The organism is Xanthomonas sp. WHRI 7064 (assembly GCF_040202355.2).
In the GTDB taxonomy this organism is placed as follows: Bacteria; Pseudomonadota; Gammaproteobacteria; order Xanthomonadales; family Xanthomonadaceae; genus Xanthomonas; species Xanthomonas arboricola.
In genome coordinates this window covers 96,057-114,419 of the sequence record NZ_CP167821.1, presented here as the reverse complement: position 1 = coordinate 114,419, position 18,363 = coordinate 96,057, and the positions used below count along the sequence as shown (strand labels likewise).

20 protein-coding genes are annotated in these 18,363 nt (G+C 61.1%); 6 read left to right on the top strand and 14 right to left on the bottom strand.

Translation table 11 applies throughout. The annotated features are described in order from the left end of the window. The first annotated feature begins 368 nt into the window (after positions 1-368). On the top strand, positions 369-1,529 hold the full coding sequence (locus ABQY74_RS00460; RefSeq protein WP_160955020.1) for an HDOD domain-containing protein: 1,161 nt from the start codon (positions 369-371) through the stop codon (positions 1,527-1,529). Between the two features lie 56 nt (positions 1,530-1,585). On the opposite strand, the gene ABQY74_RS00455 is transcribed toward ABQY74_RS00460, so the two are convergent. Beyond that, positions 1,586-3,874, bottom strand: a complete 2,289-nt coding sequence (locus ABQY74_RS00455) for an ATP-binding protein (RefSeq protein WP_349792851.1) — start codon at positions 3,872-3,874, stop codon at positions 1,586-1,588. A 169-nt stretch (positions 3,875-4,043) separates the two neighbouring features. Here ABQY74_RS00455 and ABQY74_RS00450 point away from each other — a divergent pair, with 169 nt between their 5' ends. Then, complete coding sequence (locus ABQY74_RS00450; protein ID WP_016902944.1) at positions 4,044-4,223, top strand: CsbD family protein; 180 nt, start codon at positions 4,044-4,046, stop codon at positions 4,221-4,223. A gap of 267 nt (positions 4,224-4,490) precedes the next feature. On the opposite strand, the gene ABQY74_RS00445 is transcribed toward ABQY74_RS00450, so the two are convergent. Continuing rightward, positions 4,491-4,868, bottom strand: coding sequence for a helix-turn-helix domain-containing protein (locus ABQY74_RS00445; protein WP_016902943.1), 378 nt, complete (start codon positions 4,866-4,868; stop codon positions 4,491-4,493). A gap of 92 nt (positions 4,869-4,960) precedes the next feature. Here ABQY74_RS00445 and ABQY74_RS00440 point away from each other — a divergent pair, with 92 nt between their 5' ends. Beyond that, on the top strand, positions 4,961-5,368 hold the full coding sequence (locus ABQY74_RS00440; RefSeq protein ID WP_102596585.1) for a DoxX family protein: 408 nt from the start codon (positions 4,961-4,963) through the stop codon (positions 5,366-5,368). A 75-nt stretch (positions 5,369-5,443) separates the two neighbouring features. Here the strand turns inward: ABQY74_RS00440 and ABQY74_RS00435 are convergent, their stop codons facing one another. The 5 genes from ABQY74_RS00435 to ABQY74_RS00415 form a co-directional block, all read right to left on the bottom strand. After that, entirely contained in the window at positions 5,444-7,528 is a 2,085-nt protein-coding gene (locus ABQY74_RS00435; RefSeq protein ID WP_349792849.1) for a S9 family peptidase, read from the bottom strand. A 214-nt stretch (positions 7,529-7,742) separates the two neighbouring features. Beyond that, positions 7,743-8,378, bottom strand: coding sequence for a hypothetical protein (locus ABQY74_RS00430; protein WP_349792847.1), 636 nt, complete (start codon positions 8,376-8,378; stop codon positions 7,743-7,745). 521 nt (positions 8,379-8,899) lie between these two features. Then, positions 8,900-9,319 carry a hypothetical protein gene (locus tag ABQY74_RS00425; protein WP_349792845.1) on the bottom strand — a complete coding sequence of 140 codons (420 nt, stop codon included), beginning with the start codon at positions 9,317-9,319 and terminating at the stop codon, positions 8,900-8,902. 236 nt (positions 9,320-9,555) lie between these two features. After that, the gene (locus ABQY74_RS00420; protein WP_349792843.1) at positions 9,556-10,281 is read right to left on the bottom strand and encodes an RNA polymerase sigma factor; all 726 of its coding nucleotides are present in this window, start codon (positions 10,279-10,281) and stop codon (positions 9,556-9,558) included. Positions 10,282-10,353: 72 nt separating this feature from the next. After that, the gene (locus tag ABQY74_RS00415; RefSeq protein WP_102255320.1) at positions 10,354-10,707 is read right to left on the bottom strand and encodes a SymE family type I addiction module toxin; all 354 of its coding nucleotides are present in this window, start codon (positions 10,705-10,707) and stop codon (positions 10,354-10,356) included. A gap of 610 nt (positions 10,708-11,317) precedes the next feature. Between ABQY74_RS00415 and ABQY74_RS00410 the strand changes: the two genes are divergently transcribed. Both ABQY74_RS00410 and ABQY74_RS00405 read left to right on the top strand, forming a co-directional pair. Continuing rightward, on the top strand, positions 11,318-11,536 hold the full coding sequence (locus tag ABQY74_RS00410; RefSeq protein WP_184631310.1) for an XAC0095 family protein: 219 nt from the start codon (positions 11,318-11,320) through the stop codon (positions 11,534-11,536). Positions 11,537-12,155: 619 nt separating this feature from the next. Then, positions 12,156-12,977 carry a hypothetical protein gene (locus ABQY74_RS00405; protein ID WP_349792840.1) on the top strand — a complete coding sequence of 274 codons (822 nt, stop codon included), beginning with the start codon at positions 12,156-12,158 and terminating at the stop codon, positions 12,975-12,977. A gap of 293 nt (positions 12,978-13,270) precedes the next feature. Here ABQY74_RS00405 and ABQY74_RS00400 read toward each other — a convergent pair whose 3' ends face one another. From ABQY74_RS00400 to ABQY74_RS00380, 5 genes are all read right to left on the bottom strand, one after another. Next, positions 13,271-13,789 (bottom strand): DUF4326 domain-containing protein, encoded by a 519-nt coding sequence (locus tag ABQY74_RS00400; protein WP_184631308.1) that lies wholly within the window; start codon positions 13,787-13,789, stop codon positions 13,271-13,273. Between the two features lie 53 nt (positions 13,790-13,842). After that, a complete protein-coding gene (locus tag ABQY74_RS00395) occupies positions 13,843-14,289 on the bottom strand; it encodes a DUF488 family protein (RefSeq protein ID WP_221238066.1) in 447 nt (148 codons plus the stop codon). Then, positions 14,286-14,960, bottom strand: coding sequence for a hypothetical protein (locus tag ABQY74_RS00390; protein WP_349792837.1), 675 nt, complete (start codon positions 14,958-14,960; stop codon positions 14,286-14,288). Before ABQY74_RS00390 ends, ABQY74_RS00395 begins: the two co-directional genes overlap by 4 nt. Before the next feature lie 666 nt (positions 14,961-15,626). Continuing rightward, the gene (locus ABQY74_RS00385) at positions 15,627-15,770 is read right to left on the bottom strand and encodes a hypothetical protein (RefSeq protein WP_349792835.1); all 144 of its coding nucleotides are present in this window, start codon (positions 15,768-15,770) and stop codon (positions 15,627-15,629) included. Positions 15,771-15,972: 202 nt separating this feature from the next. Then, positions 15,973-16,320 (bottom strand): helix-turn-helix domain-containing protein, encoded by a 348-nt coding sequence (locus ABQY74_RS00380; RefSeq protein WP_039411606.1) that lies wholly within the window; start codon positions 16,318-16,320, stop codon positions 15,973-15,975. A gap of 88 nt (positions 16,321-16,408) precedes the next feature. Here ABQY74_RS00380 and ABQY74_RS00375 point away from each other — a divergent pair, with 88 nt between their 5' ends. After that, positions 16,409-16,735, top strand: a complete 327-nt coding sequence (locus ABQY74_RS00375; protein ID WP_349792832.1) for a nuclear transport factor 2 family protein — start codon at positions 16,409-16,411, stop codon at positions 16,733-16,735. 143 nt (positions 16,736-16,878) lie between these two features. On the opposite strand, the gene ABQY74_RS00370 is transcribed toward ABQY74_RS00375, so the two are convergent. Both ABQY74_RS00370 and ABQY74_RS00365 read right to left on the bottom strand, forming a co-directional pair. Continuing rightward, positions 16,879-17,355, bottom strand: coding sequence for a hypothetical protein (locus tag ABQY74_RS00370; protein ID WP_349792830.1), 477 nt, complete (start codon positions 17,353-17,355; stop codon positions 16,879-16,881). 134 nt (positions 17,356-17,489) lie between these two features. Further along, a complete protein-coding gene (locus ABQY74_RS00365; RefSeq protein WP_349792828.1) occupies positions 17,490-18,242 on the bottom strand; it encodes an SDR family oxidoreductase in 753 nt (250 codons plus the stop codon). Positions 18,243-18,363: the final 121 nt, after the last annotated feature.

The following is an 18,363-nucleotide window of genomic DNA, read 5'->3' as shown; positions in this document are numbered from 1 at the left end:
CCGCAAGCGATACAGCGCGCGTACCCATCGCCATCCACAAACGAAGACACCGCGCAGTGCGCGGTGTCTTTGTATCGAAAGTGGTCCAACTGCGGATGCCTGCACCCTTTAAGCTGCCTAGATGCTCTAGGGCTGCACAGCTGGTGACGCATAGTGCGGCCTGCGGCGTTAGCGCCACGTGCAGCGCAGCAGTCAACTTGAAGACACCCCACTCATCGCTGCAGTGCAGCAGGTCATTGCCGGTATCCGGCCCTGGCGCGCGCGCGTGGCGGGCGCCATTGGCATCGCATGCCGCAGCACGCCTGCATTGCCGTCAACACCGGCTTCGCGGATAGTCGCTGCACCGATCGGACGACTCCAGGACCTTTGTGATTGTGTTGCTGCTTGCTGCCGGACTGCTTGCCGGCCTGGGACTCGCCGGCGTCGTCGCCTGGCTGCTGCTGCGCCAGCGCGCGCGCACCACGGCTGCATCTGCCGCGTCTGCCACCGTCACCCATGCCGCACGAGCGCCGCACGTGCCGCAGCCGGTGGCTGAGCAGGTGCGGGCGCCGCAGCAGGCCCAGGCGCATGCCGCCGCTGCAGCACAGCCCCTGCCGTCCGGGCCGCCACCGATGCAGCCGCTGCTGCGCCGCATGTATGCCGCGGTGATGTCCACCCCGGCGCTGGCCGACGGCCACCTGCCGACCGACCCGGCCCAGGCCGCGGTGCTGGCGGCGGTCGGCGCTGCGCTCGACCACGTGGACCTGCGCCCACAGCTGTTGCCGCGCCGTCCGCAGTTGTTGCCGCAGCTGATGCGCGCGGTCAACGACCCGGATGCTTCCGGCCGCGGCATCGCCGCGATCATCGCGCAGGACCCGGCGCTGGCCGCCAACCTGCTACGCATCGCCAACAGCGCGCTGTATCGCCCGCAGGGCGGCCCGCTGGAAAGCCTGGAGCGGGCCGTGGTGCATATCGGTACCGAGGGCGTGCGCCAGATCGTCGCCGCCGCGGTGATGCAGCCGGTGCTGAGCCTGGAGGGCGGCCTGTACGCACGCCTGCCGGCGGCGGTGTGGGACTATGCCCTGCGGACCGCCGCCGCCGCGGCCGCCTACATGCGCGAGCGCGGTGGCGACACCTTGTCGGCGCAGCTGGCCGGCCTGCTGCAAGGCCTGGGCGCGGTGGTGATCCTGCGCGTGCTGCGCGATGCCTACGCAGAGCGCCCGAGCCTGCCCTACAGCCTGGAAGTGGCCGCCGCGCTGGTCGAACGCCACACCGCCGCCGTCGCCAAGACCATTGCCACCACCTGGGACCTGCCCGCCGCGCTGGGCACCGCGCTGGACGAGCAACGCCCCGAGCACGACACCACCCTGCTCACCAGCTCGCTCGGCATGGCGCTGCGTTACGGCCGGCTGGCCGCCGCGCTGGCCATGCTCGCCCGCCACGGCGCCGAGCAGGAGGAGCATGCGCTCAGTGTGCTGTCCACGCTGGAGCCGGACCACGCGGCCAACGCCGCGCTATGGCAACGGCTGGTCGCCGCCAGCGTGGAGTGAGGCCGGCCCGGTTGCGGCAGCACCTGCCCTGACAGGCGCATACGCAGCGCCACCGCTCAGCACTCGCTCGCAATCATCTCCTTGACCCGCGCCGCCAGCAGGCTGACGCTGAAGGGCTTGGCCAGCACCGCCATACCCGGTTCCAGGTGGCGGTCGTTCAACTGCGCGTGCTCGGCAAAGCCGGTGATGAACAGCACCTTGAGCCTGGGCCGGCCCACGCGCGCGGCATCGGCCATCTGCCGGCCGTTCATGCCGCCGGGCAGGCCCACGTCGCTGATCAGCAGGTCGATGCGCGCCGGCGACTGCAGGATGCCCAGCCCGGTGGCGCTGTCGCCAGCTTCCAGCACGGTGTAGCCCAGCTCCTCCAGCACCTCGGTGAACAGCAGGCGGATGGACGGTTCGTCATCCACGATCAACACGGTTTCGCCGGCCAGCGAGGGCGCCAGTTCCAGCGTGGCGGCACCGCCGTCGCTGCTGTCGTCGGCACCGGCATGCCGCGGCAGGTAGATGCACACCGTCGAGCCCTTGCCCACTTCCGAATGGATGCGCACCTGCCCGCCGGATTGCTTGGCAAACCCGTAGATCATCGACAGGCCCAGGCCGGTGCCCTCGCCGATCGGCTTGGTGGTGAAGAACGGATCGAACGCGCGCGCCACCACGTCTGGCGGCATGCCGGTGCCGGTATCGCTCACACACAGCGACAGGTAGTGGCCTTCCGGCATGCCCAGCTGCTGGCCCATCTCGCGGTCGATCCGGCGGTTGCTGGTCTGCACGCACAGGCGCCCGCCGTCGGGCATCGCATCGCGCGCGTTGATGCACAGGTTGAGCAGCGCGTTCTCCAGCTGCGGCGCATCCACCAGGGCCAGCCACAGCTCGGCCGCGGCAAGGTTTTCCACGCAGATCCCCGGGCCCACCGTGCGCTGGATCAGCTCCAGCATGTCCACCACCAGCCGGTTGACGTTGGTCGGCTTGGGCAACAGCGTCTGCCGCCGCGCAAATGCCAGCAAGCGGTGGGTCAGCGCGGCCGCGCGCGTGGTGGCGCCCTGCGCGGTGGCCACGTAGCGCTCTAGGTCGCGGAAGCGGCCTTGCTCGATCCGCAGGCTCATCAGCTCCAGCGCGCCGGAAATGCCGGCCAGCAGGTTGTTGAAGTCGTGCGCCAGCCCGCCGGTGAGCTGCCCCACCGCTTCCATCTTCTGCGATTGGCGCAGCGCCTCTTCCACCGTCATCAGCTCGCGCGTGCGCTCGGTGACCCGCTGCTCCAGCGTGTCGCTCAGCTCGCGCAGTGCCGCCAGCGCGCGGTCGCGCTCTTCCGACAGTGCGTGGCGCGCCTCGATGTCCAGCAGCACGCCGGGAAAGCGCAGCGGCGTGCCATCGGCGCCCTTTTCGACCCGGCCATTGGCTTCCAGCCAGTAATACTTTCCGTCGCGCCGCTTGACCCGGTACTGGTGCGCGTAGGCACCGCCACGGGCGAGCGCTTCGCCAATGGCCGCGCGCAGCCCCTCGCGGTCGTCCGGGTGCACGGTCTGGATCACCTGCTCCAGCGACAGGCCGGTGCGGCTGGTGGACGGATCGAAGCCGAAGTTCTGCGCAAACGCCTCGTCCACCGAAAACGCGTCGGTGGGCAGGTCCCAGATCCAGGTGCCGATGATCGCCCCGGCCGCCAGCGCCAGCTGCACGCGCTCGGCATTGCGGCGCGCCACGGTTTCCGCCTCCAGCGCGCGATCGCGCTCGCTGGTGCGGTTGACCACCTCGTGCACCAGGTGGGTGTTCTCGTTGCTCAACATCGCGTGCTGGATGTCGCGGTTGCGGTCGGCCGCCACCTGCGCGGTGGTTTCGATGGCGATATTCATCAGCCCCACGATGCTGCCGTCTTCGCCGCGGATCGGCGAGGCGGTGGCATTCCAGTAGGTCATCTCGTTGACGCCGTTGCGCAGCATCGGCAAGGCGATGACCCCCTGGCCGAAGCCCTCACCGGTTTGCATCACCCGGGCGAAGTCCTGTGCGATCGGCGCGTAGGTTTCCTTCCATACCTCGGTCACCGGCTGGCCCAGCGCCTGCGGATGACGGTCGCCCATCGATTGCACGTACACGTCGTTGTAGAGCAGGCGCAGCTCCGGCCCCCACAGCACCGCACCGAGCAGGGTGGAGTTGAGCACCACCGACAACGACGAACGCAGCGACTGCGGCCAGGTCTCCGGCGCCCCCAGCGGCGTGGCGGCCCAGTCGTGTATGCGCATCAACGCGCCCATCTCGCCGCCCCCCGCAAGAAACTCCAGGCCGGCGGACTCGGTGGCGGGGCGCTGTGTGCTCACGTGACGGCATTGCCTGGCGGAAAGTGCGCGCATTGTGGCACGCAGCGACCTCAGCAAGCCGTGCAGATACGCGCGTGCCCTGCGGTGGCGCTGCGCGCGGCAGTTGGGCGTGCTGACGCGGGGATGACGGCATGCCCACGTCGCACTCACGTCCTGCGGGTACAGACTGGGCTGCAACATCCCCAACCGTATGAGGCACCCCGTGGACAAGAACCGTATCGAAGGTACCGCCAAGCAGGTCAAGGGTTCCATCAAGGAAACCGTTGGCCGTGTCACCGGCGACAAGAGCACCGAGCTGGAAGGCGCTGCCGAAAAGAATGTCGGCAAGGTGCAGAACAAGGCTGGCCAGGTCGCCGACAAAGTGCGCGACGCCGCCAAGTAACGCTGGCAAGTCAGCACCGTAGGCAGGCATTACGCCCGCCGCGCTGAAGCAGTGGATTGGCCGCCAGGCGTCAGGTATGACGATGTAGACGCTATACCCCACTTCGGCGAGAGATCGCACCAACGCCCCGACATGATCGGGGCGTTGGCGTTTTGGGCTTTGGAAATAGTTTTTGATTTACCGGGCTGACGGCCAGGATTGTTTGCATGTCGCCGCAACGGTGATCAAGCCAGGTGCACGCGCACAACGCGCTCCCTGGCCTTCCTCCTAGACGCTGGGCTTGCGCCCGCGTGCAGCGGGCCGCTTTGCAACGCTGTCGCCATGTTGCTGCCACCACGCGGTCAGCGCTTCCATCGTTGGGCCCAGTCCGCGCGCCTTTGGCGTGATGGCGTATTCCACGCGCGGTGGCACCTGCGCAAACACGGTGCGCGTGACCAGGCCATCTGCTTCCAGCTCGCGCAATTGCGCCGTGAGCATGTGCTGGGTAACACCGGGGATGGCCTTGCGCAGCTCGCCGAAGCGATACACGCGCTGATTGAGCAGCCACATGATTTCCAGCTTCCATTTGCCAGACAGCAACGCAAATGCACGGCGCATCTGTTCGTGCATGTTGCGCTCGCCGTCCTCAATGGTCTGCTTTTTCATACTAGGCCCTGGTGATTCATCCTACTTTTCAATCGATATCTTAGGCGACATTCTGATGGCCGGTTGCATTTAAATATTAACTGGCAAATACCATGAGCATTTCTATTTACTGGATCAGTACCGCCCTGCTGTGCCTGTTGTACCTGGCTTCTGCCGGCATGTATCTGGCCAAGGGCGAGTTCGTGCGCAAGGCGCAGGCCGAGCTGGGGTATTCGGCACCGTTGCTGGTGCCGTGGATGATCGTCATCAAGATCCTGGGCCCGGTGGCGATTGTGTGGCGCTTCAACACCGCGCTGAGCGATCTGGCCTACGCCGGCATGTTCTACCACCTGCTGTTGTCGGGCATGGCGCATCTGGGTGTGCGCAAGCCCAAGGGCGCGGTACCGGCCGCGTTGGGGCTGCTCTTCCTGCTCGCCTCGTTCGGCACGCAAAACGCCGCGCGCCAGCCGCCCTCGCCCTATGCACCAACTGCAGCGGCCATCCACGCAACGCTGCAGTGAGGCAACACAAGGTTGAGCGCTGCCGGCTGGGTGGCCATACCGCACCACGTCCCAGCCGGCACCCTCACCCGCAGGCTAGTTCCGGATCGCCTGCGTATGCGTCTTCAATGCATCGGCAAGGCCATTGATCTGCTCGGCGCCGGCGGGCACGGTGATGCTGGAGCCGGTGAGGTCGCTGCCGATGGGTTGCACGCGGCCGCCCAGGCATTGGCCCAGGAAGGTTTCGGCCACCGCGTTGAAGGCCTTGCTGTTTTCCGGGCGCTTGAAGCCGTGGCCTTCGTCCGGGAACAGCACGTAGGTCACCGGGATGTTCTTGGCCGTCATCGCGTTGACGATCTGCTCGCTCTCGGCGCGATTGGTGCGTGGGTCGTTGGCGCCCTGCCCGATCAGCAGCGGCTTGCGGATCTTGTCCACATGCGTCACCGGCGAGCGTTCGGTGAGCCACTGCTTGCCTTGCGCGGTGGCCGGGTCGCCCATGCGTTTGATCGCCTGCTTGTAGAACCCTGTCCAGTACGGCGGGATGGTGGCCAACAGCGTGTTGAGGTTGGCCGGGCCCACGATGTCCACTGCGCACTTGAACGTGTCCGGGGTGAAGGTCAGGCCCACCAGGCTGGCGTAACCGCCGTAGCTGCCACCCATGATGGCCACGTTGTCCGGCGTGGTGACGCCTTGGGCGACCGCCCACTGCACCGCGTCGAGCAGGTCGTCGTGCATCTTGCCGGCCCACTCGCCGTTGCCGGCATTGGTGAAGGCCTTGCCGAAGCCGGTGGAGCCGCGGTAGTTCACCGCCAGCACCGCGTAGCCGCGGTTGGCAAACCATTGCGTGTAAGCACCGTAGCTGTTGTAGCTGTCACGCAGCCAGGGGCCGCCATGCACGAACACCACCAGCGGCACCGGCTTGTCGGCCTTGCCATCGTGGTTGGCGTCCGCATCGGCCGGCAGGGTGAGGTAGCTCACCAGACGCAGCCCGTCGCGCGCGGTCAGCGTCTGCGGCCAGCTCGGCACCAGCGGCTTGCCTTCCAGGGCGGGATACGCAGAAAACAGCTTGGTCAGCTTGGCAGTGGCGCGGTCGTAGCGGTAGTAGCGCAACGGCGTTTCTGCAGCCGAATAACTCACGATCCAGGTGGCATCGTCCTGGCTGCGTGCTTCCACCTTCGCATCGCCCGGGCCCAGCGCCTTCAAGGCCTGCAGGTCCTTGGCGATGCCCTTGTCCAGTACGGTCCATTCCCGGCGCAGGTACTCCACCGAGGCGGCCTGCACGGCGCCGGTCTTTGGGTCTTTCAGCACGCTGTCCACATCGGCGCGCGCGTCTTCTGTGAGCAGCGTGCGCGCGTGGGTGGCGGTGTCCAGCGCGTACAGCGCGGCGGTGTCGCGGTCGCGCGAGTCGCGCAGGTACAGCGTGTTGCCATCGTTGCTCAAGCCCACCACTTCGGTGGTCAATACATCTTCGAAGGGAACGCGTTCCAGTGTTTTCCAGGCGCTGCCCTGGCGGGTAAGCACCTCAACCCCGCCGTCTTCGGTGACGCGTGTTGCGTAGCGCAGCTGCAGGTCAACATCGAGCAGATAGGTTTCGATGTGTTGGGTGTTCTTCTCCACCAGCGTGCGTTGGCCGGTGGCCAGATCCACGCGATACAGGTCGTGCCACTTCGCGTCGCGGTTGTTGATGCCGACCATGACCTGATCCGGGTGCTGCGCGCTCAGGCCGTACAGCTCCACGCGGGTCTTGTCGAACGGGGTCAGGTCCTTGCTGCTGCCGTCGGCCAGATTCAGCGCGTACAGGTGGAAGTTTTCATCGCCGCCCTGGTCGCGCTTGTACAGCAACGTGCCGGCGCGATGGCTCCAGGAATATTCGCTGATGCCGCGCCCGCTGTCCTGGGTGACCGCGCGTGCCTTGTCGGGCGCATCGATCGGCGCCACCCACAGATTGGGCACGCCCTTCAGCGGCGCCACCCAACTGATGTAGGCGCCGTCCGGGCTCACCAGCACGTGCACCTTCTCGGCGGCGCCAAACAGCGCGTCGCGGGTGAGCAACTCGGGCGGCGCAGCGGTCTTGGCGGGCGCTGCGGTGGCAGCGCCGGCAGGCGTGGCGTGCTGTGCGGATTTGTCGCTGCAGGCACACAGGCCCACCAGCAGGCTGGAAACAAGGAGCAGGCGTTGCATGAAACCTCCGCTGCGGCGCCGGCCGGGTGGCCGAGATGTTCCGCTGGGCGCGCAGCATAGGGTGGCCCCCTGCCCGATAGCTGAACCCCATGCGCGCTGCTACGCGTGTGCGGTCATATGTTCCGAAACGGAACCACCTGCTCTGCAGTCACTTTTTGGTTACCGCGATAGGTGCCACTTGTGAACGGGCTCGTGCAGGTGGTGCGCGGCTCGCTTAATCGGATTTCTTCCAGTTCGGGTTATTTCCCAATGTCGGGTACCGCCTGACCAGCGTGTGCAGTGCGTCGGCCAATGCAACCGGGTCTTTGCGCAACGGCCAGACAATGTCCAAGAGTCCCCCTGACAGGGCCGCTCCCTCCGTAAGCTTTCTAAGAAGATTCTGTATGCGTCTTCCATGCTCTTCGCTCAGCGCGTCGTAGGTCTCCTCGACTCCGGACACCAGGTTCGCAGCCTGCGCTGCCACGTCTCGATCGAGGACCAGGCCCTCCTTGAACCGCAGGAACTTTTCATCGCCCCCTGCCTTGGCCACCTGGATCTCAAGATCGACATCCGCCGCAAGTTGCCGCATCTTTTTGAACGTGGCGCGGCCCGCGTATTGCTCGATGCCCTCGACAGGCGGCGCAGCTGCGTCCGGGTTCGCATAATGATTCGCGATCCGGTTCTGGATCTGCTCAATTCTTTCAGCAATATCGTCGCTACCGCCAACGGCCCGTTTTCCGAGTGCGCAGTCACTCATGTGCTTGAGCAGCCTGAGCGCTGATTTGTGTTCGGCACGGAGCGCTTCATTGTTGAGGATGGGACCAATCTGATTGAGCAACGCGTGCGCCATCCCCTGCATCTGCAACAGCATGCGAGTTTCCACGCCCGAGCGCTGTGGCCGCGTTGGCTGTGACGTCGTTGGCCGCGAGGGATTTGGCCGTGATGTGGGCCGTGATGGGGTTGTCGGGCGCGACGGGCGCGGCGAGCGGCGCTGCAGGCCCTGCAGTGGCGACTGATCCGGCAAGGGCGTGGATGGCGTCGGCCGCTGCGGCGTCCCCTGGGGCGTGGGTTCGTGCTGCGCGTAGGTCACATGCGCATACGTGCTACTGACATTGTTTGAAAAACAGTTGCCCATCGCTTTTTCCTGAGACGCCAATGCCGGGCGGCAAGTAGACCAGGGCTTACCCCGGCACTGCGCAAGCACACGCGAATGGGCGATTGTGTATCCGAAGCGACGCACTGCTGGTCAGCAATGCATGTACCCACCTGGCCAGCAGGCACGGGGATGCCAGCACATAGACAAAGTCCACGACGGGTTGCGGCCCGTTGAAGACCAACTCAGAGCCAACCTGGAGCACGGGGCGGCAAGGCGCTGATCTGATCCCGGTGCAGTTAGACCGCGCTGACGCCGACCAAAACCCGCGTCAGTAGTACATAGCCGATCAGCGCCAACGTTGCGAAAACAAGACCATTCCCTATCAAGTGGGAGCGATTGCTACGGCTGCCAGCTGCAGCACGTTGCACCGCCTGTGCCCGGTTAACACGGTAAAGCAAGAGCGCCAGGCCAACCATGATCACTGCACTACAGCCGAAGGGGGCAGGATGATTTGAGATGAGATAGCCCTGCAAGAATTTACCGTGACTCGGAACTGCAGCCTCCCAGCCGGCTGGTAAGGATTTACCTTGAAGATCGAGAGTAGCGATGGGTTTGGCTGCAAGGAACGTGGACGTAACATAAAACGAGATGAGCAGCGGCAGCCATATCAGTAGCTCAACTATGTATAAGAGTGGGAACTTTACATTTTTCAGCATATCGTTCTGCTATCTCAACCTAACAATCAATACTTTTAATAATCGAGCCTTCGCTCCCAATCGTGCCTCGAGCGGATTTCCTCGCGACCTCTGGTTGAATGAGCGTCACCTACTGGTGATCCCTAGGGCCGCGTGCCACAACCGCTGCTAACTTAGCCGAATACCTAGGTGCGATGAATCCTGGCAGTGCCCGCTGGTCGTGACGCACCGCCACCTGCGCGATGCATTGCCTGGCGTTACTCGCCCACAGCCGCACGGCAGGCAGCCAGAGCACGGCTGATGTGTTTTTCCACCATCTTGACCGAGATGCCCATGACGGCGGCGACTTCCGGGTAGGTGAGGCCGTCGAAGCGGTTGAGCATGAAGGCCTGGCGGCATTTAGGTGGCAGCGCGGGCAGCGTGTGGGTGTGCAGGTGCTGCAGGGTGCGGCGGGCGTCCACCAGCTGGTCCACCGCCGTGCCGGCGGCGGCGAGCGGTTCGCTGCCCTCCAGCGGCACGTGGCGGGAGGCGTGCCTGCGGTGGCGCGTGCGCCAATGCTCCAGCACCACGTTGTGGGCGATGCGGTACAGCAGCAGCTTGTAGCTGTGGATGTCTGGCGTGTCGCGGTAGGCCAGCAGGCGCAGCAGCGCTTCCTGGGCGAGGTCGGCGGCAGTGTGCGGGTCGCGCAGGCGCCGCCGCATGTAGGTGAGCAGCTCCGCCTGCAGCTGCACCACGGCCTGGTCGAAGCGCTCCCTGGCCGGCGCTCGCTCCTCGCGCACCTGCCAGCGCGTGGTGAAGCGGCCAAGCGCGTAGATGCCCGCCATGGGTGCGCGGGCCGGCAGCTCGCGCACGGCGTAGGCGCTGCGGTGGCGCCACGGGCGGCCGCCGTAGCGCTCAACCGGCATCGCGCTTGCGGCGCGCGCGCGCGCCGCGACCACCTGGTCGATGACACCGTGGCGGTCTGCACGCGACGCGCCGGTCATGCCCTCACTCATCATGCGACGTCTCCAGCAACGGGCCGGGCACATGCGGTGCGCACATGCACTGCGGCGTGATCAGCGAGGGTCTACAACGCTGATGACCAGCTCGCCATCGCGCTGGCGGATGTGCAGCTTGCTGCCGATGGCAAAGCCCAATTGTTCCAGCCAGCGGCCGCGCAGGCGCAGGGTGGGAATGCGCTGGTGACTGTCGGGATAGTACCCATAGCCGACGGTGCACTGCTGCGGCGCACGCGGGCGGCCGGGCCGCCGTGGTGTGCGGGGTTCGGCGCGAGGTTCGGGGACGGGCGTGCGCTCGAGGTAGCGCCGCGGCTGGATCGAGGGATCCAGCGAACGCCAGACGACTTCGGTAGGCGGTGGTACCGTGGCGCGCTTGCGCGATGGCTTGGGACTGGACGTGGACCGACGCATGGCAAAGCCCTCCTTGACGAACATGCCCCGTCGCACGACGCGACGGGATGTCAGGAGGCTAGAAACCATAGACAGACTTCAGAATTGTTTTCCCAAACATCTTTGCATTGGCTGCACTCCGACATAGGCATCGCGTCGGCTGCACTCGTACAAAAAGTCCAGGCACAAAAAACCCACCGGTTTGACGGAGGTGGGTACCGCTGTCTGAGGAGTTTCTAGGCTCCTTGCAGCCGAGATTGCTACCTGTTTGGCGATGTGTCAACTGATAGCTAGTGCGTCATTGCCACAGCGCATCCACTCGAAAAAATACGTGCAAAGCCGCACACGTGGGCGCCGGACATCGCTTCAACTTGACCCAACTCACCGCCACACGCACACTTCCGCTCGGAGCCTAGAAACTCCACACAGACAGCGGTACCCACCTCCGAGAACTTGGTGGGTTTTTTGTGCTCGGCCATCTGGCTTGGCACTGCTCGGCGTTCCTACGCCGGGAGGGCGGCGAATACAACACCCGCGAGGGGAATAAGCCCGCCGGCTGTCTGCGGTTTCTAGCCTCCCGGCATCCCGCTGCGTTGTGCAGCGGGAGCTGCCTCACGGCAAGGAGAGCGGCATGCACAACGAACCCGGTTACTGGATGTCCGAAAGCACGCAATACCGACTGCTGCGCATACGCGACCAACTGCGTCTACTCGCCACTCTTGCCACGCCACGCACCCGCGACGAAGGGGCGCTGGGAGCGCCTACGATTCCACTACAACAATGGGCGCATTGCCTGCAGCATCTGGCTGAGCAGGTGGATGCCGTGCTGGGCGAGTCGGGCGCTGCCTGATGAGTGTTGCCCTTAATACGAGCCAAGCGACAAGTGACCGAACAAAGCGCGACGCTGCCAGGCGGCCTGATCAACCCGCGCGCGCAACGCCTGAGCTAGGATTGGCGGGTAGGGGGGTAGCACCATGGACAGGATCAACGCTAGCGTGTGGCGCGTCGTGCGGACAGAAGTAGTGCTGTACATAGCCACATATGCGTTGCCGACTAACATCCAATGCATACGCTTCGCCAATTGGAGAGCAACGAAGAAGTACATTCCGTCGACGCGACACCCTATAACTCCATGGCGTGCTGCACCACTCGCTAGACTGGAACCAATACGGCATCAGCATTCGTGCATGGTGCGCCACTGCCACGGTATCAAAACATGACCCTTTCCAACAAAGCGCATCGACAGTGGCACCCTGCTCTATCGGACTCCATCACCGCGTTAATGGGGCTACGCACTGAGGAAACTAAGCGGCTGGGCGATGCAGGCGTACGAGATCCGTCGTTGAAGCCGCTGCGGATGGGAACAGATTTACTTATCAATAGTGCAAGCACTTAAGTAAGAAAAAGAGAAATTTTCTTCTTACTCTGGGCTAGTATTGACAGCGAAAAATAACTACCGGGATCCCACTTTGACCACATGTTTCGTAATCCAGCCATTTGATCGGGGCAAGTTTGACAAGCGATTTGTAGATTGTTTTAGACCGGGGATTATAGACGCAGGACTCGAACCATATCGAGTTGATGGTGATCCAGCCGCAGAGGTTCTCATCTCATCCATAGAAGATGGCATCAAAAATGCTGCAATCTGTCTTGCCGATATAACATCCGACAACGCTAACGTGTGGTACGAGTTAGGATTCGCTCTGGCTCTGGGGAAACCAGTTGTGATGATATGTGCAGATGAGAGACAAAAGTTTCCGTTTGATATCCAGCATAGAAGCATAATTGTGTATCGGACAGAATCTACTAGTGACTTCGATGACCTTCGCTCTCGAATTACAATGACTTTGATGGCTCGATTATCCAAGGCCGAGATGCTTAAGCAAGCAGCGGATAGTGAGTTGGTATCGGAAGTGAGTGGGATATCTCATTCCGAGCTAGTATTGGTAGCCGCGATAGCCTCGGAACTTAATATGCCACTGGACTTCACCGGCCTTTGGTCAGTAAAGCAGTCGGTGGAGCGTCAAGGCATTACGTCTATGGGCTTTCAGTTGGCTCTACGTAGGCTCATGGCTCGCAGTTTCGTTAATTTAGAAAAAGTAGACGGTGATTATGAGCCTTACGATGGAATTCGATTGACTGATCGAGCTTGGAGCTGGATTGAGGCGAATGACGCTCTTTTTGTGACAAGCAAGCCAAGAACCGATCGAGCCAGAGAGAGAGCACTAAGTCAATCGTTATCGCTCAACGACAATATCAACAACTTTAATGACGATGACGTACCATTCTAATCGTTGGGGCGCATGCAATTGAATCAACACCGCATATTCTTGCGTCGGAGGAGTGGCGATTGCACACATCAGGAATAATCCCGCCTGTACGCTGGCCTCCCAGTTTTTTAAGAACAGTGCTGGCATTCCTCGCGCAATGCTTACGTAGCTGATGCCGAAAATTTTTGCATGAGTACCGCAAAAATTTTCTTACTCACAAATACCCCAACTTAAAAATCAACTTAAAAATACAAATGACACTCGAAAAATTTCAATGTAAAAACCATGGAAAACGGATTTTTTAATGCGTTGACTTATTCGCCGTCGTCTAACGAATTTATATACGCAGCTAAAATATCTCCATGGCAAGCTGCTGGCTTACAATGACAACCTAAAATTTTCCCCTTTATCTTATTTACATTCTCATCGTGGTTTTCGAAAAACCTAAGCAACCTCCGATCAAAATCATACTTATATTTTCTCAGCACCTCCTCACGATCTCCTGCAGGACCAATTACGTATGGATTCCCCCAGACTGTGCCACGTCCTATATATACATCAAATACTTCACCCTTGTCCTTATTCGCTACGGAAGTCAATTTAAACTGGACAATCTTTGTCGGTACTTTTTTACTTCGTAAAGTAGCTTCCAACTCGCAAGCTCCTTGACAGAAAATTACAGCATGAGAGCAGCTAGCAGCGGCATCTTCGTCCAGTCGAAAAGGCAAGCCGAAAGATTCGGCTATACCTGAAATGAAATCATGTGGATCTGCTTTGGCGACAAAACTTTCAACCAACAATTCTCTACAGTAATTTCTGACTTTTCGATCCATTTTACTTTTAGAAATAAAATGTTCTGGATAGTCAATTAGAACACAAGCCTTTCTCATAAGTGTTTTACATCGACATTTTCATCCGGCCAATTTTTTTGTAAATATTCGGAAACTAATCGCCTGTGACACTGATGTGGCGTGTCTTCACTACACAGAAAACATCCTTTATCTAACATTTTTTTATCTAAAGATGTCTCTATTCTTCTCTGAGTCATTAGATTTATAAATTCTGCCTCATACTGCGCCCAGCTCATCTTTTTTTCTTGGTACGCCTTTAGCGCTTCTTTCTTTGGCGCGAGCTCTGGAGCATGAAAATAATCCATCCCGCAAACTTCTTTCAAGAAAAACTTCAAGTCGTCGCGTTTGGCAAAACCTGCAAGCTGAGACACATTATTCAATCTAACATCTACAACCCGAACAGCGCCCGAGATTCTTAAAAGAGAAAAAAACTTCTCTGCACTTTTCTTAGTAAAGCCGATAGTGAAGATTTTTATATTCATAATATTGCGGCAACCAACTTGTATGCAAAGCCATTGTAGGGCTCTCCGAGACTAACTGTAAAGTAAGAATCCGGATCTATCGAATATTGCCCGACACCCATTGCCACGTATTTCGCCTCGATGAATGGATCCGTAACTAATAAAGCATAGTTGACATTGTTATATGTGAAATGCGCCCGGACTTTTAACTTTGAGTCATTGAAAGCAGCGCCTTCGGCACTCACGTGAATCTGAGCCTTATTGGGCTTTATAAAATAAAGGCTTGCTCTCTTAGCTGCAAGATGGGCAAGCGCCACTCTATCGTTGAAGCCGCTATAGCTACTTTCACCATTTTCCCATAATTGCATCGGATAATCTTGCAATTCATTTAGCCTATGCTTTGGAAAAAAACCCACTTTTCGCCAATAAGCCTTGGAGTCGATAACAAAGTTTTCTGCTTGAAAGCTATGCTGATCTACGTGATTAAAATGTATTTCTATTATATCAAGGTTCTGGGCCGTGGTTCCATCTGAGTATTGCCGATCATATTCGTTTAGCTCTTTCGTTTCCGTAGTTCCGACAGGCCTTATCCATGATAATTGATTTCCCGCTAACTTCTCCTTACCCGCGAGACAGCGCCCGCTGTTTTTTCTAGAATTAGCCAGACATACGATTGTTTTGGTAAAGCTCATTTATTTTTTACCCTTTAGATTGATTTTTTCATAACTCATAGAAATATTTTCAGCCGTTGCAGACTGACACTCCTCTCCATTGCTTGCATTGCGCTAAGCCGCGGTGGCCGTCTTCCCTCAGGATTAGGTCGATGCCGCCCAGCCGGCTTCTTCTACGGCACAGTCTTGGCTGCGGAAGACTTCGCCAATCAACAACCCGAAGTAGTGCCGGCCATTGGTGGCCGACTCTCTAGCGTGGTATGTGTGTTTAACAATGTGCGCTGCCTGTGCCTGCCAACAGACGAAGCGGGCACACCCAGGCAACGCGTGGCGAACGCGAGCGCTGCGCTGACGCTTTGACTAAGGCCTTGTGCGATTGGACCGCTTTGCTGCAATAGCAGCCACGGCACGCCGGTACGGATGGTGAAAAAAGCACCAACTCCCATAGCGATCCAAGCGGCCATGATAGTGACCGCACAGCGTTAAACTCGGTACTTCCCCATCTGCTTCCCATGCATGAAACCCCCGTTCCAGTCTGTACCCTATAGTTATGTAGCGGTTTTGTCAGCGGGGTACCCGACATTTTGTCTCAGCGGTGTCATCCGCGGTGATTGCACGCACTAAATTGCATGACTAGAGACGCTCGCCTTTGTGCGAACGCCCCTACTCATTTACTGCAGCGTTCGCTTATTTCTTCTTTCCGCCTTTATCCGGCGTTTGACTCAAAGCGGACGCGGCCGCAGTTTTTGAATCCTTGCCGGTGCTGCCGCTACGCAAGACCTTGCTTGCGGCTTTGGCCGCTTTGGGGCCGGTTTTCTCGTTGGTCGCCATGCGTGTGACCTCCTCGCCACCCGAATGGTGGCGAGGCGAAACTAGGCCGATTATGTTGGCCGCACAAGTCTGGTTGCAGCGCGCGAGACGGCAGATGCTGCAAGACCGCCGGTGCGTTATCTGGGTCAGTTCTCTGGCGATATGCGTGGTGCTGTGTGCCTGATGTTTTAAGGCCGGCGTACCACAGCCGCGTGCCAAGCCATCACTGCGGCGAAGGCTCGGGCAACGGCTGCCGCGCCTGGCCCCAGGTGAGCATTGCGTCCAGCGCAGGGCACAGGGCCTGGCCCCATGGCGTGAGGCGGTAATCCACCTGCGGCGGTACCTGCGCGTAGACGGTGCGCAGCACCAGGCCGTCGCGTTCTAGCTGGCGCAGCTGTTGGGCCAGCATCTTTTGCGAGATGGCGGGAATCAGCCGCTCCAGGTCCGAGTAGCGCTGCACCTTGCCGTCGAACAGGTGGAACAGCAGCAGCAGTTTCCAGCGGCCTTCGATGAGTTTGAGCAGGGCTTCGACATCGCACGCGGCGGTGTCCGGGGTGTGCGGCTTTCCCATGGGTGCGTGACTTACCTTTGCGTGCGTTCTTGCGGCAGGTGATGCCGCTGCTGATCATGGCATACCGTTTCCACCGAGCACCGCCGCCATGTCGCTTGTCCTGCCCGCCGCCATTGCCTGCTTTTTTACCGCCAGCAACGCCGGCGATGCCGCGGTGCTGCTGCCGCACCTGGCCGACGATGCGGTGGTGCATGACGAGCACCGCCAGCACCGTGGCGCTGCCGCGATAGCCGCATGGCTGGCACAGACGCAGGCCACCACGCCGTATCGTGCGGTGCCGGTTGGCGTGCACACCCAGGGCGAGCAAGTGAGTGTCACTGTGCAGGTGTCCGGCGATTTCCCGCAGAGCCCGCTGCAGCTGGAGCATGTGTTCCAGCTTGTGGACGGCAAGATTGCGGAGTTGCAGATTCATTGACGCGGCATGCCGGCGTGTTGCGCCGGTAGCACGTGCCCGGATGCGGGCCTTCCACAGCCGCATGACGCAACCGCACGCGGTTAGTGAGCGGTTGCTTGTTACCTCGAATGCGCGTTGCGCCTCTGAGCAAATGTAGGGCGGCGCTAGTCGCCTTCTGCCTGAAGTCGAAACACCCTGCCGCCCTGTTCCGTCTCTTCGCCAAAGGTGACTGTGACCGTCGCGCCTGCGTTGATGGCCTCATGGCGAAAGGTCAGCTCGGCGTGATGCAGTCTCAGGCTGCTGTCAAATGTGGTGCCGCTCGATAGGCAGGCCACCGAGTCCATTACCGTGGCGTCTGCAAGCTCTGTTTGCCCATGCTGCATCAGGTAGGCGCAGACGGCCTGCGCGGCGGGGTCGCCACCGTGCTCACACCGTTTGGCGGAAAGCGCCTGCTCTTGCGCATGCCTGAAGTTGGTTCCCCACGAGGTGTGGAACGCAAAACTGCGTGTCTGGCCCGGCTGTACTGCACCGACAAAGGCGGCCAAGACCTCGCATAACTCAGCGGCAGGGGCTGCGTGGGCGGTTGCCACCCCCGCCAGCAGGATCGCGGGGACAGCGGCATAGACGAATAAAGCGCGCACGTGTCATCCGCTGAAGAGGGGCGTGCGCATTATTGAGTCGCTGCACTTGCGCCGCAACGTGGACGCACACTGCAGCGCTCGGTGGCTTGAAGGGTGTGGGGGTGGCCGTTCGCCTGCCACTGCCTTCGAAACGCTCAGCCGTTAAGCGTGCGGCCGCCGTCGACGATGAGTTCCGAGCCCACCGTCCAGCGGGATTCGTCCGAGGCCAGGTACAGCACGGCCTTGGCCACTTCGTCCGGGGTGCCGAAGCGGCCCAGCGGGATGGTGGCGGCGATGTCCTGGTTGACCTGGTCGCGGTACGCGTCGGGGATGCCGAGCTTGTCGTACAGCGGGGTTTCCACCGGGCCCGGGCTGACCGCGTTGAGGCGGATGCCGCGCGCCAGCAGTTCGCTAGAGAGTGTCTTGGCCATGCTCAGGAACGCCGCCTTGGTGGCTGCATACACCGATGAGCGGGCCGCGCCCACATGCGCGTTGATGGAGGTGTTGAGCACCACCGCGGCGGGGTTGGCGAACACCGGCAGCAGCGCCTGCATGAGGAAGTACGGGCCTTTGACGTTGACGGCGAAGGAGGCGTCGAAGGCCTGCTCGGTCCAGTCTTCGATCGGTGCCCACACCGACACGCCGGCATTGAGAAAGGCGATGTCGAGCTGGCCGTAATGCGCCTGCACCGCCTGCGCCAGCTGCTGCTGCGCGGCGACGCTGGCCGAATCGGCGCGCAGCACCAGCACCTCGGCACCCAGCGCGGCCTTGGCATTGGCGATGGACTCGGGATTGTTGCCGGTGACGATGACGCGGGCGCCTTCGGCCAGAAACTGGCGGGCGGTCTCCAGGCCAATACCGCTGGTGCCGCCGGTGATGAGGGTGCGTTTGCCTGCTAGACGGGACATGGGGTGCTCCTGGGAGGGTGACAGGCCCGCCGCGTGTGGCCGGCCTTCGATGGGGTGCAGCGTGCGCCCATGCACGATTTGCCGGAAGACCGCGCCGGCACATACCATTCATGCGATCTGC